Annotated in this window: 19 protein-coding genes; 13 read left to right on the top strand and 6 right to left on the bottom strand. The window is 53.8% G+C overall.

Going from position 1 to position 25,922, the window contains the following annotated elements; genetic code table 11:
- Nucleotides 1–18 precede the first annotated feature (18 nt).
- Nucleotides 19–207 carry a helix-turn-helix domain-containing protein gene (locus tag H8K03_11150; GenBank protein UVT18400.1) on the bottom strand — a complete coding sequence of 63 codons (189 nt, stop codon included), beginning with the start codon at nucleotides 205–207 and terminating at the stop codon, nucleotides 19–21.
- Between the two features lie 1,589 nt (nucleotides 208–1,796).
- Between H8K03_11150 and H8K03_11155 the strand changes: the two genes are divergently transcribed.
- The 9 genes from H8K03_11155 (at nucleotide 1,797) to H8K03_11195 (ending at nucleotide 18,284) form a co-directional block, all read left to right on the top strand.
- A complete protein-coding gene (locus H8K03_11155; GenBank protein UVT18401.1) occupies nucleotides 1,797–2,708 on the top strand; it encodes a hypothetical protein in 912 nt (303 codons plus the stop codon).
- Nucleotide 2,709: 1 nt separating this feature from the next.
- A complete protein-coding gene (locus tag H8K03_11160; protein ID UVT18402.1) occupies nucleotides 2,710–6,297 on the top strand; it encodes a DEAD/DEAH box helicase in 3,588 nt (1,195 codons plus the stop codon).
- A 436-nt stretch (nucleotides 6,298–6,733) separates the two neighbouring features.
- On the top strand, nucleotides 6,734–7,318 hold the full coding sequence (locus H8K03_11165; GenBank protein ID UVT18403.1) for a recombinase family protein: 585 nt from the start codon (nucleotides 6,734–6,736) through the stop codon (nucleotides 7,316–7,318).
- A 248-nt stretch (nucleotides 7,319–7,566) separates the two neighbouring features.
- Nucleotides 7,567–9,066 (top strand): SAM-dependent DNA methyltransferase, encoded by a 1,500-nt coding sequence (locus H8K03_11170; GenBank protein UVT18404.1) that lies wholly within the window; start codon nucleotides 7,567–7,569, stop codon nucleotides 9,064–9,066.
- Nucleotides 9,063–11,765 (top strand): N-6 DNA methylase, encoded by a 2,703-nt coding sequence (locus H8K03_11175; protein UVT18405.1) that lies wholly within the window; start codon nucleotides 9,063–9,065, stop codon nucleotides 11,763–11,765. The genes H8K03_11170 and H8K03_11175 overlap by 4 nt, the downstream gene beginning before the upstream one ends.
- Complete coding sequence (locus H8K03_11180) at nucleotides 11,762–14,749, top strand: type I restriction endonuclease subunit R (protein ID UVT18406.1); 2,988 nt, start codon at nucleotides 11,762–11,764, stop codon at nucleotides 14,747–14,749. Before H8K03_11175 ends, H8K03_11180 begins: the two co-directional genes overlap by 4 nt.
- A gap of 1,189 nt (nucleotides 14,750–15,938) precedes the next feature.
- Nucleotides 15,939–16,658 carry a hypothetical protein gene (locus H8K03_11185; GenBank protein UVT18407.1) on the top strand — a complete coding sequence of 240 codons (720 nt, stop codon included), beginning with the start codon at nucleotides 15,939–15,941 and terminating at the stop codon, nucleotides 16,656–16,658.
- A gap of 642 nt (nucleotides 16,659–17,300) precedes the next feature.
- A complete protein-coding gene (locus H8K03_11190; GenBank protein UVT18408.1) occupies nucleotides 17,301–17,774 on the top strand; it encodes a carbohydrate-binding protein in 474 nt (157 codons plus the stop codon).
- Nucleotides 17,775–18,074: 300 nt separating this feature from the next.
- A complete protein-coding gene (locus tag H8K03_11195) occupies nucleotides 18,075–18,284 on the top strand; it encodes a hypothetical protein (protein UVT18409.1) in 210 nt (69 codons plus the stop codon).
- A 238-nt stretch (nucleotides 18,285–18,522) separates the two neighbouring features.
- Here the strand turns inward: H8K03_11195 and H8K03_11200 are convergent, their stop codons facing one another.
- Nucleotides 18,523–19,164 (bottom strand): hypothetical protein, encoded by a 642-nt coding sequence (locus H8K03_11200; GenBank protein UVT18410.1) that lies wholly within the window; start codon nucleotides 19,162–19,164, stop codon nucleotides 18,523–18,525.
- 57 nt (nucleotides 19,165–19,221) lie between these two features.
- Entirely contained in the window at nucleotides 19,222–19,944 is a 723-nt protein-coding gene (locus tag H8K03_11205; protein UVT18411.1) for a terminase small subunit, read from the bottom strand.
- A gap of 579 nt (nucleotides 19,945–20,523) precedes the next feature.
- On the opposite strand from H8K03_11205, the gene H8K03_11210 reads away from it, so the two are divergent.
- The 3 genes from H8K03_11210 (at nucleotide 20,524) to H8K03_11220 (ending at nucleotide 21,882) form a co-directional block, all read left to right on the top strand.
- Nucleotides 20,524–20,808 (top strand): hypothetical protein, encoded by a 285-nt coding sequence (locus H8K03_11210; GenBank protein UVT18412.1) that lies wholly within the window; start codon nucleotides 20,524–20,526, stop codon nucleotides 20,806–20,808.
- A gap of 179 nt (nucleotides 20,809–20,987) precedes the next feature.
- Nucleotides 20,988–21,512, top strand: a complete 525-nt coding sequence (locus tag H8K03_11215; GenBank protein UVT18413.1) for a hypothetical protein — start codon at nucleotides 20,988–20,990, stop codon at nucleotides 21,510–21,512.
- Nucleotides 21,513–21,678: 166 nt separating this feature from the next.
- Nucleotides 21,679–21,882 carry a superinfection immunity protein gene (locus H8K03_11220; protein UVT18414.1) on the top strand — a complete coding sequence of 68 codons (204 nt, stop codon included), beginning with the start codon at nucleotides 21,679–21,681 and terminating at the stop codon, nucleotides 21,880–21,882.
- Nucleotides 21,883–22,098: 216 nt separating this feature from the next.
- Here H8K03_11220 and H8K03_11225 read toward each other — a convergent pair whose 3' ends face one another.
- From H8K03_11225 to H8K03_11235, 3 genes are all read right to left on the bottom strand, one after another.
- Nucleotides 22,099–23,307: an NAD(P)/FAD-dependent oxidoreductase gene (locus tag H8K03_11225; GenBank protein ID UVT18415.1), complete on the bottom strand. Its 1,209-nt coding sequence runs from the start codon at nucleotides 23,305–23,307 to the stop codon at nucleotides 22,099–22,101.
- A gap of 162 nt (nucleotides 23,308–23,469) precedes the next feature.
- Nucleotides 23,470–23,853: a hypothetical protein gene (locus tag H8K03_11230; GenBank protein ID UVT18416.1), complete on the bottom strand. Its 384-nt coding sequence runs from the start codon at nucleotides 23,851–23,853 to the stop codon at nucleotides 23,470–23,472.
- Between the two features lie 212 nt (nucleotides 23,854–24,065).
- Entirely contained in the window at nucleotides 24,066–24,875 is an 810-nt protein-coding gene (locus tag H8K03_11235; protein UVT18417.1) for a methane monooxygenase/ammonia monooxygenase subunit C, read from the bottom strand.
- A gap of 354 nt (nucleotides 24,876–25,229) precedes the next feature.
- On the opposite strand from H8K03_11235, the gene H8K03_11240 reads away from it, so the two are divergent.
- On the top strand, nucleotides 25,230–25,790 hold the full coding sequence (locus H8K03_11240; protein UVT18418.1) for a DUF1566 domain-containing protein: 561 nt from the start codon (nucleotides 25,230–25,232) through the stop codon (nucleotides 25,788–25,790).
- Nucleotides 25,791–25,922 lie beyond the last annotated feature (132 nt).

Here is a 25,922-nt window from a genome sequence, read left to right on the forward strand (position 1 = left end):
AAATGTGGATAAAACCCGTTACCTTTTTTCCCACTTCTTAGCCCTCAGCTCCTTGGCAAGCTGCTCGACATCACTCAACTTAAAGAAGCGTTGCCCGCTTCGAGTTTTCTGTGCTGGCAAGCGTCCTTCTCGTTCATAATCGCGAACACGCTCGACGGATCGGCCGAGTAATTTGGCGGTGTCCAAGGTCGTAAGATATTCGTTCATTGCATCCTCCTCGCATTGCTGGAGCCAGGGTACTGCATGCAGAATGGGAGACGCATTAAACGGACAAACTCTGCCAGCTAGAAAAGAAACCGAAGAAGAAATATATTGAAGTGAGTGAGACTAGAGAATGAAACTGGAACTAACACGACGTCGTAGTGCTTCGGGCGAAGGTAAGTCTCGATCAGGGTATCGTAGCTGCCACAGGGCTATGATCTGCTGCCATAGAACTCGCGGTATTGCTGTTTTGCTATCCCAAGATTTTCCTTTCATGTGTGGCCGAATCCGAACGGCCAATGGTCCCGCACATGCTGTCCAGAATCCCTGGCTGGTCGGTGATCCGTCGTAGCGTGTAATCCCACCTCTGCCCCAATATGCAGAAGCATGTTTCCTCTTTCGCGATGAACCGTGAGCCGTTTTAGACACTTTCATGAGAAAGGAGAGATCATATGGTGGGAGATACGTGAGATCCAGGAATTCCCATGCAGTAATTCCCATATTGTTGCTCCAATCTTGCGTCTGCCGAACAAACGATTCTCGCGAGAGCGCCTGCCAATGATCAGCTTCACGTATGCACCAGGCCAAAGCAAGAGCGGCACGTCTCCTTCCGGTCAGGTTTCTAGAACTTTCTCGCCATCTCGCGTTGAACGATTCTTGAAGCGGTACGGGAAGATCGCCTACCAGGTCCTTCCATAAGTTATTGCGACTTTGGACCCACCAGAAGCTCATGAGAAATGTTCTTGGGAGATGTCCACACTCCTTGCAGCTATTTACAAGGTAATCATTGACAGCATATTCCTTATCGCCATTTGGAAGAAACTTGCTGACACTATGTGTGGGCTCCGAATCGTGTCGAAGTGATAACATCCCTTCCAATTCCTCAACTGGAGGTAGCTTTCGTGTGAGGATATTGGGGGCAGTAAATCGATCGGCCGATTGCTCTTCAGTAACTGATTCCACTCGACAGCCATCACATTGCTGATTCGAATTGCGGCGCGACCGGTCAAAGAAAAACCTCCGGCACTTCTTGCATCCCTTCAGGCGCCGCGGTTGTGAAGAGCATAGCCATGCATTCAATGCTTTTTGAAGCTCTGTTCGCTCATCTCCTTCTTTCTTGTAGAGTTTATTGAACAAGCTTTTGGCTTGTTTTAACCCATGCCTCCTCAAGCTCAGCACTACCACTCTTGCGTTCTTATCCCGGGCGTACAGTGAATTAAGAACTAGGAGCAGGCGTGGCAGGGCCAAAGTCCCATACACAGTGTTTCGAAGAAGGGGCGGGCGGGTTTTGTCCAAAGGTCTCCTATCCTGAATAGGATCCTGGATCGAGGAGTGGAGGCACGGATGCCAGGAACGCACGCCGATCGGTTCATGTAGCTGACCGTTCGCGACAATTTATAGCATCGCACCCTGAAACGGCAAGCTCGCTACCTCACAAGCAACATTGATAGCGTTGACAAGTGTTTTAACACACGCGAGAATCTCGACCCTATAAGCAATTCTTTGTTGGTGCGTACTTTGCTGCTTCCGTAACTAAGCAAATATCGAGTCAAATGGTCTTAGGCACATGCTCTTTCTAGGCATTCCTTCTGCATATGATCCGTTTTAAGCGGTTGACGACACAACATCTCGATGCGTGGTTGGTTGACCAACGCATTGTCAGTACCCATGCGAATTACCGATTGAGGGTCTGGCGCGAGAATCGTCCTGGTCTGGCAGCGATTCGATCTGAGCTAATCGCCTACATCGAGGAAGCAATCGATGATGCACGTCGACGGATCCGGTGTGGATTTGAGGACAGCCTATCACCATTCAATGACCCCATGACAGATCCAGCAGCGAACTACCCCGCGCAACTTCATCGCATTACGTTGCAGGGATATTGGGGAGAAACCCTCGCGGCTCTTGCGGTCGAGCACTGGGGTGCTCACGGCAATACGGATTGGAGCATTCCAGCCTTTCTCTTCCGGATGCACGAACAGGAATTTCAGCACCTTGATGCTATCAACGAGCGCCTTCTCACTGGTGAGGCCTATGAGGCCGATTCCATTGCTGAACGGCGTCCTGGCCGCACTGGTGATGACGGTCTCGCATTTCGAAAAAACGGTGAGAACGCCATCACCGAAGTTCTGGTGATTGAGGCGAAGTGCCTTGATGCAAATAACAATGAGAAGATCAAGGAAGCGCATGAGAAGCTTGCAGCTGGCGGGGTGAGACCATCGGGCGTCCGGGAACTTATCAATCTTCTTGAGGAGTATGCCACGCCTGATGCCCAGGCATGGCAGGAAGCGTTGCTCAAGTTATGGCGAGATGGTTATCGGGTCGCAATACGCCACGACGCGATTGGATATACGTGTGGGAGTGTTCCAACTCGGGGTAGGCGTGTGGCTTGGTTACCTGGAGATGCACCCCATGCAGCCTACACTGCGTCGCGAAGACTAGAAGGGATGGAATTTCAATTCGAAGACCTGGCTACTATTATCGACACTCTCTACCGAGGTGCCTGAGATGGCAAATGCAGCCACTATTGAAGTTGCGAGGGGCATCCGTCATAGCCTAGCAGGTAGCGCACTCACCGGGAGACAAGCCAAGCTCTACAGTCAACGTTTGCGTCGTGACATGGGTCGTGACGGTCTAGCAAGCTTTTTGCCCGGCGATGTTGACGCCTTTCTAGATGAGGCTATGCTCCTGTTGCACTGCGGCCTACTTGAAAGGCGCGACAATCGGTCGAGCGCCTGGCGGGATGCGATCAAGCGCGCAGCGGAAATCCTGGAGTGGTTATCACAATCCAGCCTCAAGCCTCCCGAGGCACCCTTGCATCTTCTTGCTGCGGCTGCATATCAGCTAGCGGACTATCCAGCTATGGCACTCGGCCACCTCCGTCATGTTCCAGACAATCAACCGGTTTCTGTCATGCTACGCGAATTACTACGGGCCGATTTCCCAGCAGCACTCAAAGCGGTGCACGATTTCTGGCTCAAACAATTAGCTCTTGGAGGAACAGACCCAACCGCGCCATTAGATCTCACAATCGACACGTTTAAGCATGTTGTCATGTGTTTAGGAACAATATGCACCTACCTACGGACCGGCGATGGAATGACGGATCGTGCGCTCGTAAAGCTTGAGAAGCTTGCGGCGAGCCTCCTCCACAGCCACGATCCTTACTCCTATCTCCTTGCCATGCTGACAGCTACAAGCTGCCGACAATTTGTTGAAACCTGTCTGTGGCCACAGGTTGAGCGTCTCAGTGAAGGCTCCACAAGCGCAGCTCGCGAGGCATTCATCCAGTTTGCACGATCCGCCTTTGTTAACCGCCGCGCACTCATCTGGCCGGCGCAAGCTGCTGGCATCGAACGCCTGCCTGAGAACTCCTCGTTCGTTCTCTGCACACCGACTGGATCCGGCAAGACAACCGTCGCCACTCTGGCTGTGGTACAGGGCTTGTTCGCCGCCCCTCCAGAAAACTCGCTCGACCTTTCTGAATTTGGGCTGGGAAACCTAGTCCTCTACATTGTGCCCTCACGCGCACTTGCAGCTGAAGTCGAGGGTCGTCTTGCACAGGATCTAAAAGGGATTGGTGCAGCCCCGATCGTCGTCACGGGACTATACGGCGGTGTCGACTGGGGCCCAACCGATGCATGGATACAAACAGGTACGGCTACCATCGTTATTTGCACGTTCGAGAAAGCGGACGCCCTGATGCGATATCTTGGGGTCTTTTTCCTTGCCCGTGTCCGCTTGGTGGTCATTGATGAAGCTCACATGGTCGAACAAGATCGAGTTCGTGTTGGTGGGCTTGAAGATGGCTCTTCACGCGCATTCCGTCTCGAACAGCTCGGTGCGCGTCTGCTTAGGGCCCGTAACAATTACGGTTTTAGAGTACTAGCGCTCTCTGCCGTTGCGGCTCGCGCAGCTCCGGCCTTAGCCCGATGGATTTCCAACTCACCTCATGCAGTTCCGACGACATCGTCCTACCGCAGCACCCGACAAATGCTTGGCCGACTGGAGGTAAGCGCCGGAGGCCAGTACACCATCCGTTATGATTTGATGGATGGGCGATCCCTTAAGTTCGACGACGAACGCCCGGATGATACACCTTTTGTCCGCAGTCCCTTCCCTCCGTTGCCTGGTGGTATCAACGGAGAAGAGGGGCCCGAGGTACGCATGCGCGCTCCGACCCTCTGGGCTGCCTTACAACTCGCTGCTGAACGGCAAGACGGATCGAAACCGTCCGTTCTAATCTCATTGACGCAGAACGTTGAAGCATTTTCCGCAACATGCGCAGACCTCATGGATCGTTGGTCAGAGAATGAGCTGCCAAACTATCGAGCCTTAGACGAGACCAATGACCTATGGGTTCGATGTCTCGCCAGCGCAGAGGATTACTTCACGGTTCAATCTATAGAGTATCGACTGCTTCGTCGCGGAGTAGCCGTCCATCATGGAAAAATGCCTGGCCTTCTCGCCAGACGGCTCAAGGCTGTTATCGACCAAGGTCTTGTACGGATCATCATCGCAACTTCGACGCTTTCGGAAGGCGTCAATATTCCCGTGAGTTTCTTGCTGATCCCTAGTGTTTGTCGTGGCTCGGCCGTAATGAGCCTGCAAGAATTTACAAATCTTATTGGTCGAGCTGGCCGTCCTGGCGTTTCCTCCGAGGGTAGCGCGCTTGTCGTCCTGCCTGAGAGGCTCGTGACACGTAATCCCAAAGGCCGCCCGCGACTGACTTCCAGCCGGCAATGGAAGGGCTATGAAGGTTTGGTAGCTGGCATCGAGGAGACAACCATGGCCTCAAGGGATGGGGCGCCGGAGGATGCAGCATCAAGTCCGCTTGCTCACCTGCTTCGTGCCCTCGAAGCCGCATGGGTACAACTAACAGGCGGTGGTACCCACGAGCACTTTATGACATGGCTCGAACGCACGGCTGTCATTGGCGATGATGGAGAAGCAGGATTGGCCTATAGATATCTGGACACCCTGGATTCCTTCCTAATCGCAGCGATTCAAGAGGTCGAGGATTTGCAGCTCGCGGAGTTGGCAACTGAGCAGCTTGAGGCGGAACTCACCGCTATTTGGCGCCGAACATATGCATTCGCTTCAGTCCATGAGGAGGAACGCCTGGCCGAGATTTGGTTTGCGCGAGGGCGTGTGATCAAAGCACATTATCCGGAGGCAACCCAGCGACGTCGCATCTACAAAACAAGTTTGTCACCAAGGTCGGCGAGGAGTCTTTTGGATCTTGTCGACACCGCTCGAGCTACTCTTGAAAGCGGTGCTGGTTATTCACGATGGACGTCCGAACAACGATTTACCTTTATTCGTGATGTAGTGGCTCTTTTGTCTCAGGTGCCTTCTTTTAAAATCTCAACCACCCTCGGTAGACGTCGGAATTTCCACGACTGGCCAAGACTGTTGCGTTGGTGGCTTGCAAAACCTAGCTTGTCAGTCCTGCCAGTACCAGGAGAGATCACAACATGGTATGAGTTTGTCGCACAGAATTTCGTTTACCGAAGTGCGTGGGGGCTAGGAAGCCTGATCGGTCTTCTCTTGGATGCAGGTCAAGGTGAACGGCCGATTCGCGCCCTTGAGATCAGTGACTGGCCTCGAAGCGGCCTGCCCTGGATTGCTTTCTGGATGAAGGAATTGATTACCTGGGGCACGCTCGATCCCGTTGCTGCATTCTTACTCGCCCGAGGAGACGCCATTGATCGTCCTCGAGCCGAGGAGCTAGCTCGTAGCTACTATGACAGCTTTCCTGAAGGCGCCGACCCCAACGAAGTGTTGGATCCCAGGACAGTGCGTGACTGGGTCGACGTTCGACGCATTCCTCCAGAAGAGTCTCGGACAGTCCGAGAGTTGTTCATCGCCAGCGATCTTGTTCGCCCAGTCTCTGAATATCAACAGTCTCGCCTTATGGTTTCGCCGCTTGAGCATGAGGACCGGCTGAGTTGGATTGACTCCGCCGGCTATATTGTTGCGCAGAGCGAAAAGCCCGTTGACTGGCCTGATAATTTCTCGACTTTCGAGTTCGAGCTTAACGTTCCAGATAGAAGAATTGTGGGCAATCCATATCTCCGATACGCGCAACAGTGATTGTTCGAAGATTGGCAGTAAGAACAGGCGCAACCCCTAAGCGAGTCGCGCAGTTGCTAATGCTTCATCTTTTTGAACAGAAAAAGATGAGGACGCATAAAAAACAGCTGAGCCCCTTTTCGACGAGCTCCTGAACAATCTTACAGCCCCACCGTCTGGCCATCTAACGACACCCATTCACAGATAGCCGCTCGCGTAGCCATACCATTTTTGATGTGCATCCTCCATTTCCCCGATAAGAGGGACATAGAGGGGCTAATTCTGAGGCGAAACAATCAGGGGACTTGTTCAGCCTGTCCTGAAAACCCCATAAATTTCCTAATCAGCGACCCCGCTATTCATGCGGGGGTAGCGCCTTGGTTTCCGTTGTCCTATATACATTTGATTATAGGACATATGCCATGTATATTATTCGCCATACATACGGAGGCCTAACATGAAGAAGCGCGTGGCGTTATATGCCCGGGTCAGCACGGATGGACAGAGTGTGGAAAACCAGCTAGGCGAGTTGGAGGCTGTGGCTGTGAAAGAAAATTGGTTCATCGTGAAGAAATTTATCGATCAGGGGATTAGCGGGTCCAAAGGGCGAGAGGGGCGGACTGGCTTTGACGCCCTGCACAAAGGCATTGTGCGCCGAGAATTTGATCTGGTGGCGGCGTGGTCGGTGGATCGTCTGGGCCGGAGCCTGCAAGATTTGGTGGCGTTACTCAATGAACTCCACAGCAAACAGACGAATCTGTATCTGCACAAGCAAGGGATCGATACGACGACACCCGCGGGGAAACTGCTCTTTCAAATGTTAGGGGTGTTTGCCGAATTTGAACGCAGCATGATCGTGGAGCGCGTCAAGGCTGGTCTGAAGCGAGCCAGGGTAGAGGGTAAGGTCTTGGGTCGGCCTCGCGTGAGTGCCGATATTGAGGCCAAGGTGCTCACGTTGCGGGGCAAAGGCGTGGGAATGCGGAAGATTGCGCGGACGCTCGGAATTGGTAACTGCACGGTACAGCGCATCGTAAACGCCTAATGGGAAGTAGTATCCCTCACACCTGCATGGCCGGGACAGCTGCTTTGTACCGGTTGCCTGTCAAAATCTCCATCTGCTGTACCTCCACCGGCCCGCGGTGCCTCTCACACATGCCTCCAATGTGCCCATGTACCCACAAGGAAGTCTGGGTGATTTCTCGCAGTGAAAACGGGTATTCTGCGCAGACAAATGTGCTGCTTATCCTGGCATATTAAGTGCCCGATAAAGGCCGTGTTTCCCCTTTCTCCATGAACAATATGCCTGTCACCCTGGGCCAGCTTGAATCCCATCTTTGGGAAGCCGCCAACATCCTTCGTGGGACGGTGGATGCTGCCGATTTCAAGACGTATGTGTTTCCCCTTCTCTTCTTCAAGCGTATCTCCGATGTCCACGACGAGGAATACGAGGCGGCGCTGAAGGAGTCAGGGGGAGACGAAGCCTACGCGCTCTTTCCCCAAAATTACCGATTCCAGATCCCGGATCATTCACACTGGAGCGATGTTCGAATTAAGACGGTGAATGTCGGTCAAGCGTTGCAGACCGCGATGCGCAGGATCGAGAAGGCCAATCCTGAAACCCTCTATGGGATCTTCGGCGATGCCGCATGGACGAATAAAGAACGATTGCCCGATTCTCTCTTGCGCGATCTCATTGAACATTTCTCTCGCATTAACCTTGGCAATCAGGCGGCGCAGGCGGATGTCCTCGGACAGTCCTACGAATACCTGATCAAAAAATTCGCCGATCTCACGAACAAGAAGGCCGGAGAGTTTTACACGCCGCGTTCGGTCGTCAAGTTGATGGTCAATATTCTGGATCCAAGGCAGGGCGAGTCTATCTACGATCCAGCGTGCGGGACGGGCGGTATGTTGTTGGAGGCCATCCACCATGTTCGTGAACGCAACGAGGATGACCGCACGCTGTGGGGTAAGTTGTTCGGGCAGGAGAAGAACCTGACGACTTCTGCCATTGCCCGCATGAATCTCTTCTTGCATGGCGCGGCAGACTTCCAAATCGTGCGAGGGGATACCTTACGCCAGCCGGCATTTTTCTCCGGTGACAATCTCGCGACTTTTGACTGCGTCATCGCCAATCCCCCGTTCTCACTTGAGAAGTGGGGGGAGGAAGTCTGGTCCAGCGATCCGTATGGCCGAAACTTCGCTGGGATGCCGCCAGGTAAGACCGGGGACTATGCCTGGGTGCAGCACATGGTTAAGTCCATGGCCCCGGGGACCGGTCGTATGGCAGTTGTTCTTCCGCACGGCGCCCTATTCCGCATGGGCAAGGAAGGCGCGATTCGGAAAAAGATTCTGGGCATGGACTTGATCGAAGCCGTCATTGGACTTGGCCCGAACTTGTTCTATGGCACAGGTCTCGCCGCCTGCATCCTTGTTTTTCGGCAGAGGAAGAAGAGAGATAGGAAGGGGAAGGTGCTCATCCTTGATGCTTCCCACCAGTTCAAGACTGGCCGGGCGCAGAACGAACTTCTGCCCGAGCACGTCGAACGGATTTACGGCTGGTATCGCGACTATAAAGATGTGGAAGGTGTCGCCCGCGTAGTCACACTCGACGAGATCGTAGCCAATGACCACAACCTGAACATTCCCCGCTACGTTGAGCCAAAGAATGAACAGGAAGTGCTGACGGTAGAAGAAGCCATGAAACGCTTAAAGGGCAGTGCCGAGGCCGCTTTTGCGGCGGAAGCTAAACTGATTACCATCCTGAAACGGGAAGGTCTTCTGCTATGACCACCCATATCACCCAACAGCAGCTTGAATCCTATCTCTGGGGCGCTGCCTCGCTTCTACGAGGAACCATTGATGCGGGCGACTACAAGCAGTTCATCTTTCCGCTGCTGTTTTATAAGCGCCTGTGCGATGTATTCGACGAAGAGACGCAGGCCGCTCTCAAGGAATCTGGCGGTGACGCCGAATTTGCCGGCTTCCCGGAAAACCACCGATTCCAGATTCCGGCAGAGGCGCACTGGAAGGAAGTCAGGAAGGTGGCCAAGAATGTTGGGCTGGCACTCCAGTCTGCGATGCGTGCCATCGAAACCGCCAATCCCGATAAGCTCTATGGCATTTTCGGCGACGCCCAGTGGACGAACAAAGATCGTTTGTCCGATGCCATGCTGCGAGACCTCATCGAGCATTTCAGTACCCTGGAACTGACGCTTGTGAATCTTCCTGAAGATGAACTAGGCCAGGGTTACGAATATCTCATCAAGAAGTTTGCCGACGATTCCGGCCACACCGCAGCCGAGTTTTATACCAACCGGACCGTTGTCCACCTCATGACTGAGATGCTTGAGCCAGAGCCAGGCGAGACTATCTATGACCCCACCTGCGGCTCCGGCGGGATGCTGCTCTCTTGCATCGCCCATCTGCGCCGGCAAGGGCAGGAGTGGAGAAACGTGAAGCTCTATGGTCAAGAGCGAAATCTCATGACCTCCTCCATTGCCAGAATGAATTGTTTCCTCCATGGCATCGAGGATTTTCAGATTGTGCGTGGTGATACCCTTTCAGAGCCGAAGCTCGTCCAGGGCGATCGGCTCATGCAATTCGATGCCGTCCTCGCCAATCCGCCGTATTCCATCAAACAGTGGGACCGCGAGACCTTCACTGCTGACCCCTGGGGGCGCAATCTGTACGGCACTCCGCCACAGGGCCGTGCCGACTACGCCTTTTGGCAACATATCCTGTGCAGTCTCGCCCCCAAGACTGGCCGCTGTGCGATTCTGTTTCCGCACGGAGTGCTCTTCCGTCAAGAAGAAGCCGAGATGCGGCGCAAGTTGATTGAAGCCGATACCATCGAGTGCGTGCTCGGCCTCGGACCAAATCTCTTCTATAACTCTCCGATGGAAGCCTGCGTCGTCATCTGTCGTGCGAGCAAGCCCAAGGCGCACAAAGGCAAGATTCTGTTCATCAATGCCGTGAATGAAGTCACCCGAGAGCGGGCTCAAAGCTTCCTGACAGACGACCATATCGAACGCATTGTCAAAGCTTACAAGAAGTTCAAAGACGAACCGGGCTTCACGCGTGTGGCGACGTTGGAGCAAATTCGCGTCAAGGACGGCAGTCTCAGCATCCCTCTCTATGTGGAAGGAGCCACAACCAACGGCAATCTCCCGACGACACAAACGTCTTCATTGGCAGAGGCATTGAATGGGTGGATGAAGTCGCGTGGCGAGGTTGCTGAGACTCTGACGAAGATTCTGCCGAAATCACAATCGCCTAGGCTGGGAGCTCTTTTGCGCGGCAGCGATGTCTGTGAGCTGATTAAAGGTAGGAGCAAGTGGACACGAGTCCGCTTTGGTGACCTGGTGGAAAACCTCAACGAGACGGAACGCGATCCCGCCGGTGCAGGTCTAGAGCGATTCATAGGACTGGAACATCTGGAGCCAGGTTCTCTGCATGTCCGTTCGTGGGGCAATGTGGCTGATGGTACGACGTTCACTCGCCGTTGCCGACCGGGACAGGTGCTCTTCGGAAAGCGCCGAGCCTATCAGCGGAAGGTGGCGGTAGCCGAGTTTGATGCCGTGGTGTCAGGTGACATTTATGTGCTTGCTCCGAAAGACGACCACCTCTTGCCAGAGCTTTTGCCCTTCCTTTGTCTTTCTGAGAGATTCTTCCAGCATGCTGTCGGAACTTCTGCTGGCTCACTCTCGCCTCGCACAAATTGGACCAGCCTAGCCAGTTATGAGTTCAACCTCCCGCCTCTCGACCAGCAGCGCCGTATCGCGGAAATCTTTTGGGCAGTGGATGAGGTCGTCACGAAAACATATGCTGCTTCAGAGGATGCAACCGCTGTCGTCGAAGCGGAGCTAGACAAATTTCTCTACCACAGTCCAAGTTGGCGAATCGCTGAAAGCCGTAACTTATTGGCGGAAGGACCGCGCAATGGTTTCTCCCCTCCTGCTAACCCAAGCAGTGGTCGAGTCCCGACGCTAAGTATCAGCGCCATTCGTGGAGGGAAAGTTGTGCCGAATGGTAGCTTGAAATACTCCGATGTCAGCGACGAAACAGTAGCACAATTCAGACTCCGCCGAGACGATATTCTTATCGTCCGTGGAAACGGAAACCGCTTGCTTTGTGGTCGTGCAGGAATCGTGGAGGACTTTCCAAAAGGCTGTTTCTATCCTGATTTGCTCATTCGACTTCGTTTCCGAGACGATTGTCTGCTGCCTGCGTTTGCCGTGATGCAATGGAATGAGCGAAAGACTCACAAACGCTTGCTCAGGAAAGCCAAGTCTTCGAACGGCATTTACAAAATCAACGGGCAGGATATTCAGTCGCATCAACTTGTCGTGCCCCCAATCGAAGAGCAGAAGCGATTTCTTGAGAGCATGAGTACGAAGAACGCTGTCACGGATGCTCTAGACTACTCGGTAACCAACGCTGTGAAATTTCAAAGCTCCCTCATCAACACGATTTTTACTAGGCCATGAGCTTCACCGAAGCAAATACCGTCGAACAGATGATTCTTGATGCGGTCACCAAACACGGTGGCCGTGAGTTACCGCTGGCTGCTGAGACCCCGGCTCCCGGCTGGGGCGTTTCGCTCGGTGGGGAGTTGAAGCCGGCGCACTGGGATTATGTTCCCGCTCTCCAGATTCCTCGCCAGAGTGGCGATGTGATGGTCGAACAATGGGTGCGCGAGGCGCTCATCCGGCTCAATCCAGAAATTGCCGCTCAACCAGATCGTGCCGATGAGGTCATCTACCACCTCCGCGCTTGCATTCTTTCCGTTCAGGCTGATGGTTTGGTCCGAGCCAACGAGAATTTCATGGCTTGGGTGCGTGGCGAGAAGACGATGCCTTTTGGTCTTCATGGTGAGCACGTTACGGTGCGACTCGTGGACGTTACCCAGCCATCCAATAATCGGCTGACTGTCGCGAATCAATGGACCTACGTCATTGGGACTGTAACAAAGCGGTTTGATGTGGTGTTCCTCGTGAATGGTTTACCGGTCGTCATTGGGGAAGCAAAGACACCGACAAGGAGTTCGGTCACTTGGTTCGATGGCGCGTTTCAGGTCAACCAGATTTATGAGAAGACGATCCCGGCCATGTTCGTGCCGAACGTCTTCTCGTTTGCCACAGAGGGGCGGTGCTACCGGTACGGCTCCATCCGCATGCCGATCGAGATGTGGGGGCCGTGGCGTGATGAACAGAATCAAGTCGAGGGACAGCTTCACCACGTCAAGGCCACTGTTCAAAGTATGATCCGGCCCGCCGTGGTCCTCGACATTCTGCAGAACTTCACCTTGTTTGCGACGGACAAAAAACACCGGCGGATCAAAATTATCTGCCGCTACCAGCAATACGAGACGACAAACAAGATCGTAGCCCGGGTCGTGGCAGGTTACCCAAAGAAGGGACTGATCTGGCACTTTCAGGGCAGCGGCAAATCCCTCCTCATGGTCTTTGCTGCACAGAAGTTACGCCTGCATCCGACGTTGGGAAACCCGACTGTGATGATCGTGGTGGACCGGATTGACCTTGATACTCAGATCACGGCCACGTTCAACGCAGCCGACGTGCCGAACATGGTTGGCGTCGCAACTCGACAAGAATTGCAGAGCCTACTTGGGCAGGACGTCCGCAAAGTGCTGATCACGACGATTCATAAGTTTGCCGAGGCGGGTGGGAAGCTGAACGAGCGATCCAATATCATTGTCATGGTGGACGAAGCGCACCGCACGCAGGAGGGTGACCTAGGACGCAAGATGCGCGAGGCCTTGCCGAACGCATTCCTCTTCGGTCTCACGGGCACGCCTATTAACCGTATCGACCGCAACACGTTCTGGGCGTTTGGCGCAGACGAGGATGAAAAGGGCTACATGAGCCGGTACTCGTTTGAAGAGTCCATCAGGGACAAAGCCACCTTGCCGCTGCATTTTGAGGCCCCGGAAGTACGGCTGAAGATTGATAAGGCGGCGATCGATGAGGCGTATGCCAGGATTACGGGCGAGCTGAGTGAGCAAGATCGTGATGACCTCGCGAAACGTGCCGCCAAGATGGCGGTGTTGGTGAAGAATCCCGAGCGTGTGCGGGCGGTGGTCAATCACATTGTGACGCATTTCCAGACAAAGGTTGAGCCGAATGGATTCAAGGCACAGGTTGTGACCTTCGACCGGGAATGTTGTGTGCTCTATAAGCAGGTCATGGACGAGTTGATCGGTCCCGAAGCGAGCGCCATCGTCATGATCAGCCAGTCCAGCGATCCTCCAGAGTGGAAGCAGCACGCTCGCAATAAAGATGAGGAAGAAAAGCTGCTCGACCGGTTCCGTGATCCAAGCGACCCGCTCAAGTTTGTAATTGTCACAAGCAAGCTCCTGACCGGTTTTGATGCGCCTATCCTTCAGGTGATGTATCTCGACAAGCCCATGAAGGACCACAATTTATTGCAGGCCATCTGCCGAACGAATCGAACTTATGGCCAAGAGAAGACCCATGGCCTTATCGTGGATTACATCGGCATTTTTGATGATGTGGCGAAGGCCCTCGCTTTCGATGAGAAAGCGGTGCAGCAGGTTGTTTCTAATATTGACGAACTGCGGAAAGCGTTGCCGGTACAGATGCAGTCCTGTTTGGCTTTCTTCCCCAATGTGGACCGGACGGTCGGCGGGTATGAAGGCCTGATGGCTGCCCAGCAATGTCTGCCGAACAACGATGTGCGTGACAAGTTCGCCTCTGAATACTCAACGCTCGGCACGATTTGGGAAGCGCTTTCACCTGATCCAGGTCTTCTCCCTTATGAAAAGGATTATCGCTGGTTGACTCAGGTGTACGAGTCCGTGAAGCCGCCAAGCGGAAACGGCAGACTCCTGTGGCACGCGCTCGGAGCGAAGACAGTGGAGTTAATTAACGAGAATGTCCATGTGGAGTCCGTGAGAGATGATGTAGAGAGTTTGATTCTCGATGCGCAAATGCTCGAAGAATTCATCAAGAAGAGTGGACCTGAAAAACGGGCGAGGGAAGTCGAAATCAAGTTGGTCACGCGGCTCCAGAAACATCGGGGTAATCCAAAATTTACGGCGCTCGGTGAACGACTGGAAAAGATCAAGGAGCGTCATGAACAAGGTCTACTCACCAGCATAGAGTTTCTCAAACAGATTCTTGATCTTGCGAAGGAAGTGGTTGAGGCGGAGAAGGAAACCGACCGAGAAGAGGAGCGCGACCGAGCCAAAGAGGCGCTTACGGAGCTGTTTTCAGAAGCGAAGACTCAGAACACGCATATCATCGTCGAGCGTATCGTGGCCGATATCGACGACATCGTGAAGAAAGTACGTTTCCCGGACTGGCAGCAGACGACGCAAGGTGAACGGTTGGTGCAAAAGGAGCTACGCCGGACCTTGCTCAAGTACAAGCTACATACCGACCAAGAGCTATTCGATAAAGCCTATGGCTACATTCGACAGTACTACTAACTGAGAGAGTAGCTTAGGCCTTCCAGGGTATTTGGCCCAATGCGGCGTAGACGGTTGCCTGTGATACATTACAACTATTTCCCACATCACCCTGTCATGGGCAACAACCGACCGGTTGTTGCACAGAGAGCCCAACGACGAGGTTGGGCGTTTGGCGCGACTAAGCGCCAATACGCTCCGACCTCTGATTCTGCCTGTTCTTGTATTCCCTCATGACATCGTCGATCCATTGCCTGACTGTGAGAGCAACAGACTCGACATCCGATCTCTTCTGTGGACATCGAGGGTGTGGACAAACTGCGATCTGCATAGAATCTGTTAGCGCGTGGTAAAACACAAACCGTCCGGCAGTGACAGACTGCCATTCAGAAATCTGGAAGAAGTCTCTTGCCGCGCCAGCCAATGTGGTAGACGCAAGAAGCAACCCGGAGGCATTCAGTTTCTTAATCGCCTTCTGGAGTCGAGAAAACGCCAGTTCAACTTCGGGCTTCGACCGGGCAGTGAACGATTTGGACGAATCGTAGAACAGGTTGGTCTGGGAGATGGCTAGGTTCAGTTCAGTCGGTGTCCTATCTGGATTCTCGAGAGAGATATTCCACCATGCAAACCAGGACGCGAGCCGACTGACAAATCGATCCCCCTTGCTGTTGGACTGATAATCAGTGAAGTGGGATGCCCAGGGGGGAAAGTCGCTCTCTCCTTGGGGATTTCCATCCCTTGCTAGACCGTAGTTCAAGCCACAGATCAACAGTCCGCCATCTCGGGTAGGGCTGTCAACTGTTGATAGTCTGGGTTCTTCGATCATGACTCCTTCGGCAGAACTATGTTAGGCCTACCCGAATAAGAGCCGGACCTGTCAGTTCCTGTCCGCATAACATGCTTCTCGCATTGAGTTCACATCCTATCCAGGAGACTGCGGAAGCGCAAGAGCCGGCTGGAACTTTCAGAATTTGAATCCGCGTATGGACAATAACCGGTCGGTCATTGCACATCGATGAGTTGATTAAACCGGCCGGAGCTGCGGGCACCCCACATATTCCGGCACCGCGAGCTGATGATCGAAGCGAACCCATGTAACTGGTGGGTGGCTGAGAGCACAGCTACGAGCCAGCGGAGAACCAAATGACTGGATTGATACTTGCTCACCGTCTGCGCCTAATGCAGAATACCGCATTACAACTAGTCTAATATGGAACATTTTAGCGCTCTTTCCAGAACGAAGAGGGTTAATGACCTTGTACGAGAGTTTGAAATCTACTGTGATGAATTCGACAATGCCGGTCTCTTCAGTGGGCCAAGCGTTTACTTTCACAATAAAACAATATCTCTACTTCGAAAATATCAATCCCCTTGCCAAGTGCTTCAGGACAAAGAGTTTTATGAAAGTCTCTATGCAACTCTGGCTTCTTGGGGCCTTCATCGAATGGGACCTGGAAAAACAAAGCTCGTAAATTTTGACCAAATGGTTAACATTCTCCAAGGCCTTGAGAGCGATATAAGACACCTTGAAACGTTACAAATCTGGAATTTGAACTCGGAACGGCTACAAGCAGTTGCAGAGCAGATATGGAGCTTGATTGCGAGACTTAAAATTGGCATTGGACAAACACGAATTGTCAGTGGGTCGAAGGCACTTCATCACCTGATTCCTGAGCTCGTCCCCCCCATGGACAGAGAATATACTCTGAAATTCTTCTTCAATCACAAAAATCTCAATAAAAGTGGTGAGGATGCCTTCCGCGAAATGTATCCCCACTTCCATAGAATTGCCGTTTCATGTCGAGAACGAATAGAGGCGCGATTGGGCAAAGGAATGTACACGAGCTTCACGAAGGTCATTGACAATGCCATCGTTGGCTATGTTGTGAAGCATTTGAAGCAAAGTATGCATCCGGAATACAGTCCTTGAAGGATTGGAGAATGAAGCAGGAGAGCGACGGGCAAATATAGTTGCAAGGCATCATAAAGTACTGTGATGGGTACTGTCCTCTGTTGTATACCGTTCAGAGTTCTCCAGACCCAATCAAACTTTGAGTATGGAGTCAGTGGATATCGGGCTAGTTTGTTTACAGGAAGCGCACAAGACTCGGTCACCAGTTGTTTCATTGAGCACTCCACAGACTCCAAAACATGTCGGGTCGGTCCCCTGTGGCTCCATGCCAAATAGTCGAAATCATCATGTGCCCTTTCTGACACCTCCCCGAAATCATCACCTGCTGACAGTGGAATTATCAAAGGTCAATCGACGAAAGGGTTCCTGAATGGCCTTCGCTCGGTCCCACTTGAAGGAGACAAACTCATGGGTCTGTTCAGTTTTCGGATCGATCCGAGTACGACCGACAACCTTCACGAATTTCGCGTTCGGCTTGGCGGAATACCCGCGTTCAGGGTCCCAGTTCAAGGTGGTCTTACAAGTGGGGAACTACGAAGCGAAGTCCACAAGGTAAAGCAGCTGTACGAAAGCACATGAGGGTGTTCCCTCGTTACTAGTCTCTCACCGAACTCATACATTGGATTTATTGCCGAGACTCTCGAACCCATAGGCGCACTCATGAATAAGCGAACCATCGATGGTGTTTCCACAACCTCCCTTTCTCCCACCCATGAATGGTTGAACGTGGAGGGCCTCGCTGAGGTAGAAATCACCTCAGAGCACCCGTCTCACCCAATTGAATCCGCAGTGCTAGCCGGTCGTGGTTCGGGGTGGCGGGCCGCAGGACCCGGAAGACAAACGATCCGTATGATCTTTACGCACCCGCAGGCGCTGCGACGGATCTGGCTGCATTTCCACGAACCCGAAGTGGAGCGCACACAAGAGTATGTCTTGCGTTGGTCGTCAGATCACGGGCAGTCGTTTCAAGAAATCGTGCGACAGCAGTGGAACTTTAGCCCACTTGGCTCAACCAATGAGACGGAAGATCATCATCTCGATCTCCAGGCTGTTACGCTGCTTGAGTTGAGTATCATTCCGGATATAAGTCAGGGGAATGCGTTCGCGTCGTTGGCACAATTGCGACTTGCCTAAACGTCAGCAGTGCATTCTCTTCCGATCCATTATTTATTGACGATCACGTAGACTCGCGTTTTATCGAGGATACTGCCGAGTTCTATTGCAGAGCGGTTCCGTTCAGTCCTAGAATCTGGCCTCCTCTCTAGTAGCTAGCGACTATGAGCACCGAGCGTCCTAAACGTGAATTCATGTCCCGCGAAGAAGCCACCTTCTCGAACATATGGGAGATTGCGGTAAGCTGTATCGTGTACGTACAGCAGACTGATTGGATGAGAAATGCATCAAAATAATTCCGAATGACAAGGGAGGTTTCGTATGCGTATTTTATGCGCTCTACCTTTTGCCCTTCTGGCCGGTGTCATGGTTGCAGGCTGTGCCGATGATTCTTATTCCGGTCGACGACCCGCGCCTGGCTACGACAACGTCAATCCGGGGACGCCGCAGCCTGGCCAACAGCATCGTTACGACGAACCTACGCCGAATTCACAACGTGATCCTTATAGCCGTCAACCTGGATACTATTAGCAGGACGCCCATGAGAGGATCACCTGACCTTTCACGCTCCGTCCGTTGCCTCCGCTGAACGCTGGAGGCGGGTGAGAGTGGGGGTCAGGTGGAGGTTCATATGGTTCTGTACCCTATTCAAAAGCCGCTCTACCTCTTCCCGTCGGATCTTAAACGGCCAGATCCTCATGAATTTCTTTATCTTTCCCCTTGGGTTCAGCGGCTCCGCAGTTCAGCGGTTCTATGCAAGCATGTCGTCCTATTTGATAATTCCTCTCTTAGCATACTGTCTCCGATATTCAGCGTTCAGCCACGTCACAAAAGCCTCTTTCGAACCTTTGCCATACCCCTTTGTGATTGGTAAATGGGGCCTCAGTAATTGAGGAAGGTTGCAGTCTGATAGAGCGGCCACGAACAATCGCGCCTCCTCCGGCCGATACGCATTCAATTCGCAAAGCTCGGGTTTCCTCAAAAGGGCCGTCAATCGCATCACAGCTTCTTGCCAGACATGGTCCTGCACTGAAAGGGGAAGTGCACTGAAGTCAGCACGAGAACACTGGAAAAAGTAAAATAATCCATCAGTGTTGAGCTTTTCACCGCAAAATCGACATCCCTTCAAAATCCACCAATAGCGAGGCGCTTCTCTCCAACCGCCGGTGAGGTCCCAGCCCTGATCGAATGCCAGCATGCAGGCGATACGGGAGATTCGGTCCTGCTGCAGAGGCCTCACGGTCGTCTCCAAGATCCAGTCCCACATACAGGGTTGAAGCACGCGATAACCTTCAGCCAGGACATCGTGTAAGACGTTTGGACGGTTCGCATCACAGGCCTCTTGAGTGGTTGCGAGTTGAACCTCAGCCTTTGTCACTCGCTGATTGAGAATCCTACTGTACACGCTCATGGGCCCGTCCTTTGCGGCAAGAGCCGCTGTTTTCGCTGGGAAATGTGCAAGTGAAGATCATACACTTCTCACGCTTTGACCTTCCTTCTGTTGGGTAAGCAATTGGTCCAATTTCTCTTCCAGCGCCGTGAGCCGGCCTAGTAGAGCATTATGCTCAGCAATCTTCAGTTGAAAGTCTCGGGAGCGGAGCAGTACCGTTAGCTCATCGGTACTAAGGTCGCAGCGCGTAAAGGCTTGCTCGATCTCCTTCCAGGCGGTCATGGGGTCGTCGGCAAATTGGAGCGGCTTTCTCCATGGCGTGTCCTTCGCATAGCCCAGGACCTTTCCCATGTACTCATGCCGAGTCTTGTACGAGGTGGTTTTGTAGTCATGGCTGTAACCCGTCGGCACGGCCTCAGTTTCGCCTGCCGCCTTTTTGACCTTGGTGTACTCTTCCGTAAACTTAAATCCTTCGATAAGGGTAATTTCGTCGTCCCCAAGCTCAGTGACTGGCACGGTATTCCCGAACTGATCGAAGAGCTTTCGTGGATCGGCCCGATACAACCGCAGGCCGTCTTCGATCCATTGCTCACGGGTGAGTTGTACCTTTTCGACTATTGGCTTCAACAGCTCTTCGATTCTTAGGGTAATCTCAGGGTCTTTCATCAATTTCGAGGCTTCGGTGTCAATTGCCGCCCGACTCATGTTCTTGGCATTAAACGCAGCTCGATACGCCCTAATCTGCGTCGCCTTTGGCTTGATCATCTCCTGACAAAACTTCTCGCGCTTGGGAGTTAACATCCGGATTCTCCTTCGCCCGGAGGATTTTCAGCTGTACCCTTCGGCGCATGAGCCAGGTCATCACGGCCGCAATGCTGGATCAACCGCGTGGCCGGCAGATGACTAGAGCAATGCTTTAGTCGATCACGTCCCCTGCAGGGGGCAAATTTGGCCTCTGTGAGGAGATCGGCGAGCTTCTTGAGGGAGGGGCCGCCCTGCTGAAAGGCAACGTATATTAGGCAGGCGTGATAACGACGAGGTGGAAGGTCGAAATGGATCATGCAGCCTCCACCAGAAGCTCGATTGTGAATCTTAGCGGATGCTCAGGAAGTGCTCCCTTGTCTGACGGGACCCGTTGGGGACACCAGTGCTTTTGCACCACCAGTCACCGACTGCCCGATTGCCGCCGTTCCTTTTATCATCTCAAGTGCCCCCAATTGATAGTCCCAGGGTCATCTGCTACAGTTTGCCCCACTCATGGCTAGGCCACGTTCGGGAAAAATCAAACAGCCGCATGCCTGCGTCTTAATCCTCATTTACGGAAGGGGCTTACGTTGACGCTGCCGAAGGGGAAGTGAGATAAAGGACCTCTTGCGAACCATGAGTGCCCCTATAAGATTCCTCGATCATTCACGCATCACCGTGTATCTCATCGTCTTCCTGTGCGTCTGTGTCTTGGTGCAGATGCTCGGCTTGCCCATCACCATGCTGAATTTCTTCACTCCCGATGATCTGCTCACCGCATCGATCTGCGCAGATCCTTCGATAGTTCCATCCGTGCCTGAACTGCATCTTACCAATCCCCTGTCCTTTTGCGTCGATCGCGACCCATCTCTCACCCCTCCCTTGTTTATCACCTCGGTCTTCCATCCGCCTCTGACCTAATCCAGCTGCTCCAACTGTGTGCCTCAGCCATCGGGTTCTGACCGTGAATTTCCTATCACGCCCCATGTGCTCAGGCTCGTGAGGAAGAGCCGGAAGACCCGTCATTGCTCTGCCGCCACCTAGACTTTGAACCTAGAGTCTTCTGCATGCGGGCAGAGAATATCCGTTGGAGAGGATGCATGAACATTCTCATTCTGTGTCTCATTGTCTTGATGGGCTGGGTTGCTTGGATCGGATTGCGCCGCTCGTCCCGTCATCGCACTGTCAACGCCAGCCCGCATCACCACGACAAGCCATCGCAGAATAGGGACGCTCTCAGCGTGGAACCTGCTGAGCTGATCGACAGGCCGGACACGCACCATCAGCTGTTAACAGCCGACAACGAACGACGGGCGTTCGAGGCTGGTCAACCGGTCTGGATCCGTTATGAAGACAGTTCCGGCCTGGTCACGGAACGGGTGGTCGAGATCTACCGTCCAAGCCATGACGAAGTGATCTACACTTGGTGCCGAAGGAAGCAGGCCCCGCGCACGTTCGCTCGCCGAAACATTCGAGACTGGCGAGTGCTGCCCGAGCGCTTCGACTTTGATCCCATCGTCGCAAAATACTGGGATGAAGAAGGGACTCGGGATCGGTCAGTAAAGAGCCCCTGGAGAGACTGGTTGCGGCGACAGCCGAAGGAGATCGCTGACCGGTACACGTAATGGAAAGATAAACATCTCAACAGACGGCCGGCCAAGAATGTACTGAAGAAGTACCGGGACAGAGAAAAGGCAAGAGGAAGAGGATCCAAGAACACAAAAATAAGGGGTTCACCCGAAGTGGAAATAGCAGAGAACGCCAGACGACTCCGAACGAAGGGTGTGAACCATGGACGATGATCTCGTCAGCAACCTCTATGCCTTGGGGAAGGCGTTCTTGTATTCCCTTCCCTCGTTTATCGCCCTCGGGCGAGGGCATCGCAACTGCATCGCGATTGTGGTCGTAAATCTCGCGTTAGGATGGACGGTGATCGGCTGGGGGGTCGCGTTGGTCTGGTCGTTAAAGAGGGGACAGAGCGAAGGCGAAGCCTAACTGAACGTAAGGGCCAGTTACGGTAGAGGAAGGAACTCGCATGATACGACATCAGAAATACCGACGGTTCGTGATCTTCTCCGGACTCCGCCGCACGCGATTGCACTATCAGGGATTAGCCGACTGATCGCTACCCCTTCCTTAAACTCATATCAACGCCCAGCATCATCACTCACTGGGGTGAAGGGTACTCGGTCCTCATTGATCAGCACCGCACTAGTAGTCGACTAGTCTAGCCCACTCGGCCGCTTTGAAGGCGTCTGTGCGGTTGGCGCGCGGCGGATAGATCCACTGTGTGTTGATCTCGCGCTTCATCGTCTTGGCCTTGTCGCCGTTCAGCTCGACCTTGCTGTCCCAGCCTCTGGTGAACACGGCGTCGGACGGGCCAAGATCCAGGCAGGTCACGTAGTTCTTCTGCTGATATGGTTCCAGCGGCACGCCCAGCAGGTCTGCCGCCGCGTTGAACCCGGCTGAGGCACCGAGCCGGTTGGCATGCTGGCACGACATGAGCGCGCGGTGGCCCAGGTCGTCCGTTGCTGCGTTCGCAGTGTCCCCGGCTGCGAAGATCGCGGGCATCTCGGGAACACGCAGATTGCGGTTAACCACCAGTCGGCCGGAACGATCGCGTTCAGCCGGGACTTGCACAGTGAGTGGATTTGCCTGAAAGCCTGCCGTCCAGATCACGGTTGCGCTCTCGATGACCTGCCCATCGCTTAGGGTGACGCCGCTCTCGCTCAACGCCGAGACGCCCACGCCGAGCCTGGTTTCTACGCCGGCTTCGCGTAGCGCCTTCTCGATCCACGGACGTGGATCGGGGCCCATCGCCGGCGCGATGGCTGCGTTGCGGTCGACAATGATGACACGGACGTTTGCCTTCGGCCCGAGGATAGCGCGCAAGCGCGATGGCATTTCGGTCGCCACCTCGATACCAGTGAAGCCGCCACCGGCGACGACCACCGTGTCTCGGGCGGCAGAAGATGGCCGGTTCGCCAAGGCGTTGAGGTGGTGGTCGAGTGTGATCGCGTCGTCGAGCTGATCGACTCTGAAACCGTACTCGGCAAGGCCTGGGATGTCCGGCTTGACCCCTTGGCTGCCGGCAGCCAGCACCAGGCAGTCGTAGTGCAGCGAGCACCGCATCCCGTCTGGCTTGACGACCACGGCCGACTTGCTGGAGGAGTCGATGACGTCGACCCGACCCTGTTCGTATCGCACGTCGACGGCCTTGAACAGTTCGGTGAGCGGTGCCACCATGGTCTCGGGCGCACGCTCGTAGAGGCGGGGACGGATCACCAGCTGGGGCTCCGGCGCAACGACGACAATCTCAAGGGTGTCTGGCGAGACGCCTTGTTCGTCGCGCAGGCGCGCAGCGGACAGGGCTGCATACATGCCGGCGAAGCCGGCACCGATGATCAGGATGTGCTTCATGGTCGGATACCTCCTATTCGGTTAGTCCACGGGAACCATTGAAGCTCTGATCGTCTCTATACGACTCTTTCTAGCTCTCCTCTGAAAAGGCTTGCGTTGGCAGGTGCAGCGCCGAATCCTATGAACGTAGGTCAGAAGGCGAGGAACCACGGTACAAAAAGCCTAGCCCTCGAATGCATGACTACATTTTCGGCAGAGGAATTTCGACGCGATCTTATCCTTCCACTCGTTTAATTTCTGGGTATAGTTCTTAGTCTTCAATGCTCCGTATCCCACCCATACCCCCAGGAACGCAACAGAGGAGGCCACATCAGCTATTGCCATCTCGGCTTCAGATCCCTGTGGAGAAGCCAGACTCAACATCACAGCGGCATTGACCGGGATTCCAAGTAGAAATCCGTGGAGATAGGCCCACGGCGCCTTTGGTGGGTGATAGGAGACCGGAACGTCCTCCACTGCTTTCGGGGACGCCGTCTGCCGGAGAATATCACTAATCCGTTGTGCCTTTTCAGTGTTGCAGGTTGGACACGTTCGTTCAGCCGACATGTGAGGCCTCCTTCTTACACGACATACGGATCACGGAACCTCTCCTCTTTGAACTTCTTCCCACACTCATTTTAAGAAGAAAGAAATACGTCGTGCAAGAGGCGGTATCCGGTTCCGATGCTTTTCGACAGGGGGCAGAAATGCGACGGCCCGGAACCCCTTCGACGGAGCTCCGGGCCGCGCCCTGACACACTCGCTCTCGGGTCACCCGTTTAGTACACGGTCTTGTGCCCGGGGCCCACCTGGCTGGGGAACGGATCCAGGATGCTCTTCGGCGCGTTGTTCCAGATCACGTCCGCCAGATTCGACATCCGGCTCACGATCTGCGCCGCCACGCCGCCTGCCGCGCCGAACAACCCGCACCACCCCAACGTCACAAAGCCCCAGTGCAACGGGGCCGAGAACAATTCATCGACGAACCAGAACGCATGCCCCCACTCGTTCAACCCCACGTTCGGCAGGATGAACATCGGCCCCACCACCGCCGCCACCAGCGGGAACGACGTCGCCTGGGCGTACAGCGGTAACCGCGTCTGCGCATACAGGTAGCTCGCCACGCCGCACGTGATGTACAACGGGAACGTCCCGTAGAACGCCACAATGTGGCTCGCCGTGAAGCTCGTGTCCCGGATGATCACTTGGTGCCACGCCGCATCTTGCTCTAACGTGTAGCTGCCCGCGTAGTACACCCCCCAGATGTAGCAGACGAGCCAGCCCATCCAGTAAAAGTACCGCTTCAGCTCCAGCTTGTGGTCCAGGTTCGCCAGGTTCCGATCCCGCGTCACCCAGATCCACCCGATCGTCGTCGCAAAGAACACCGCGTTCGCTAAGATGTTAAACCGCCACAGCCCCATCCACACCGAATCGAACTCGGGGGTCATGGAGTCTAACCCGTGCGAGTACCCGAACGCCCGTTGATACAGCACCCAAAACACCCCGATCCCCAGAATCGCCAGCCAGCCCAACTTCACCGGCTTCGAGTCATACCACTGCGAAATATCGTACCCTCGGTCACTTGCCATAGTTCTTACCTCCTTCCACTGCTACCCAGAAAATAGACCCACTTATAATGTTCTTGTTCTCCATCAACGAGCATCGAACAAAATGACCCTCCTTCTCTCACGCACTGTGTATTCTATACCTCTCAATTAACCCTTTTCAACTCCATTTCGTCTTTTGCCGCCCCTTACAATATATTCATTCTTTCGCCCTGTTACGCTTACCATTGATCACCAGATTCATTTCAGAATACGAAAACATCGATGCGATCAATGCCGGCTTTTATCGATCGCCATGCATGTCATGTTTACACACTCATAGCCATGGCGTAGGATGACCTGTTTGACCTCTCTCCATCGTCTAGATTTTGGAGGAACGTGTCGCTACCTAAATGGGTAACTCGATTCGCCATCCTTATCATCATTGGCGCATCCGCTCTTTTGGGATACCAGCTCCTGACACGTCCGGCGACCCACAAGGAAGCGCTGATTGCTGATATCATTCAAAACTGGCAAAACACACATCCTGCCGCACACCGCTTTGTGATACTGCCTGACTTCAACAACGACGCGGTTCTTGATAAGGATACGGGCCTCATCTGGGAGATCTCTCCACAACCAACGACCGTGACGTGGAATGAGGCTCGTGTCACTTGCGTCACCAGAGCGACGGGGGGACAGAAGGGTTGGCGCCTTCCCGCACCGGCCGAAATGCGTAGCCTCGTGGGGCCTGCAGTCGACTCACCCATTCCCAATCTTCCACCGGGTCATCCATTCTCGAATATCCAGCCGACATCCTATTGGACGGTAGTTCCTGAAGCGAATCAGCCATCCTATGCACGCTACGTGGACGCATTCCTGGGCAATGTGCTCAGTTTCATCAAAATATACACCTATCCAGTCTGGTGCGTTCGCGGACCGATTAAGGGTTTGGACTAGCCTCCGAATCACTTCACTTACGTCCATATACTTACTTCATTTTCGTCCGTGAGCCCTCGCACTGCACAGTTATCAAGACATTCCGTCGACTCTTCCTCTAAGCTATCGAGAGGCTTCATGCACGTATGATCA

Origin of the sequence: Nitrospira sp., from assembly GCA_024760545.1 — a bacterium.
GTDB lineage: Bacteria > Nitrospirota > Nitrospiria > Nitrospirales > Nitrospiraceae > Nitrospira_D.

What these genes read in the sequence shown, in the direction of transcription:
- H8K03_11230 (UVT18416.1), bottom strand. Translation starts at nt 23,853, where the DNA reads ATGTCGGCTGAACGAACGTGTCCAACCTGCAACACTGAAAAGGCACAA.
- H8K03_11235 (UVT18417.1), bottom strand. Translation starts at nt 24,875, where the DNA reads ATGGCAAGTGACCGAGGGTACGATATTTCGCAGTGGTATGACTCGAAG.
- H8K03_11175 (UVT18405.1), top strand. Translation starts at nt 9,063, where the DNA reads ATGACCACCCATATCACCCAACAGCAGCTTGAATCCTATCTCTGGGGC.
- H8K03_11180 (UVT18406.1), top strand. Translation starts at nt 11,762, where the DNA reads ATGAGCTTCACCGAAGCAAATACCGTCGAACAGATGATTCTTGATGCG.
- H8K03_11205 (UVT18411.1), bottom strand. Translation starts at nt 19,944, where the DNA reads ATGTTAACTCCCAAGCGCGAGAAGTTTTGTCAGGAGATGATCAAGCCA.
- H8K03_11225 (UVT18415.1), bottom strand. Translation starts at nt 23,307, where the DNA reads ATGAAGCACATCCTGATCATCGGTGCCGGCTTCGCCGGCATGTATGCA.
- H8K03_11200 (UVT18410.1), bottom strand. Translation starts at nt 19,164, where the DNA reads ATGAGCGTGTACAGTAGGATTCTCAATCAGCGAGTGACAAAGGCTGAG.
- H8K03_11220 (UVT18414.1), top strand. Translation starts at nt 21,679, where the DNA reads ATGGACGATGATCTCGTCAGCAACCTCTATGCCTTGGGGAAGGCGTTC.
- H8K03_11210 (UVT18412.1), top strand. Translation starts at nt 20,524, where the DNA reads ATGAGTGCCCCTATAAGATTCCTCGATCATTCACGCATCACCGTGTAT.
- H8K03_11195 (UVT18409.1), top strand. Translation starts at nt 18,075, where the DNA reads ATGCGTATTTTATGCGCTCTACCTTTTGCCCTTCTGGCCGGTGTCATG.
- H8K03_11190 (UVT18408.1), top strand. Translation starts at nt 17,301, where the DNA reads ATGAATAAGCGAACCATCGATGGTGTTTCCACAACCTCCCTTTCTCCC.
- H8K03_11215 (UVT18413.1), top strand. Translation starts at nt 20,988, where the DNA reads ATGAACATTCTCATTCTGTGTCTCATTGTCTTGATGGGCTGGGTTGCT.
- H8K03_11150 (UVT18400.1), bottom strand. Translation starts at nt 207, where the DNA reads ATGAACGAATATCTTACGACCTTGGACACCGCCAAATTACTCGGCCGA.
- H8K03_11185 (UVT18407.1), top strand. Translation starts at nt 15,939, where the DNA reads ATGGAACATTTTAGCGCTCTTTCCAGAACGAAGAGGGTTAATGACCTT.
- H8K03_11170 (UVT18404.1), top strand. Translation starts at nt 7,567, where the DNA reads ATGAACAATATGCCTGTCACCCTGGGCCAGCTTGAATCCCATCTTTGG.
- H8K03_11165 (UVT18403.1), top strand. Translation starts at nt 6,734, where the DNA reads ATGAAGAAGCGCGTGGCGTTATATGCCCGGGTCAGCACGGATGGACAG.
- H8K03_11160 (UVT18402.1), top strand. Translation starts at nt 2,710, where the DNA reads ATGGCAAATGCAGCCACTATTGAAGTTGCGAGGGGCATCCGTCATAGC.
- H8K03_11155 (UVT18401.1), top strand. Translation starts at nt 1,797, where the DNA reads ATGATCCGTTTTAAGCGGTTGACGACACAACATCTCGATGCGTGGTTG.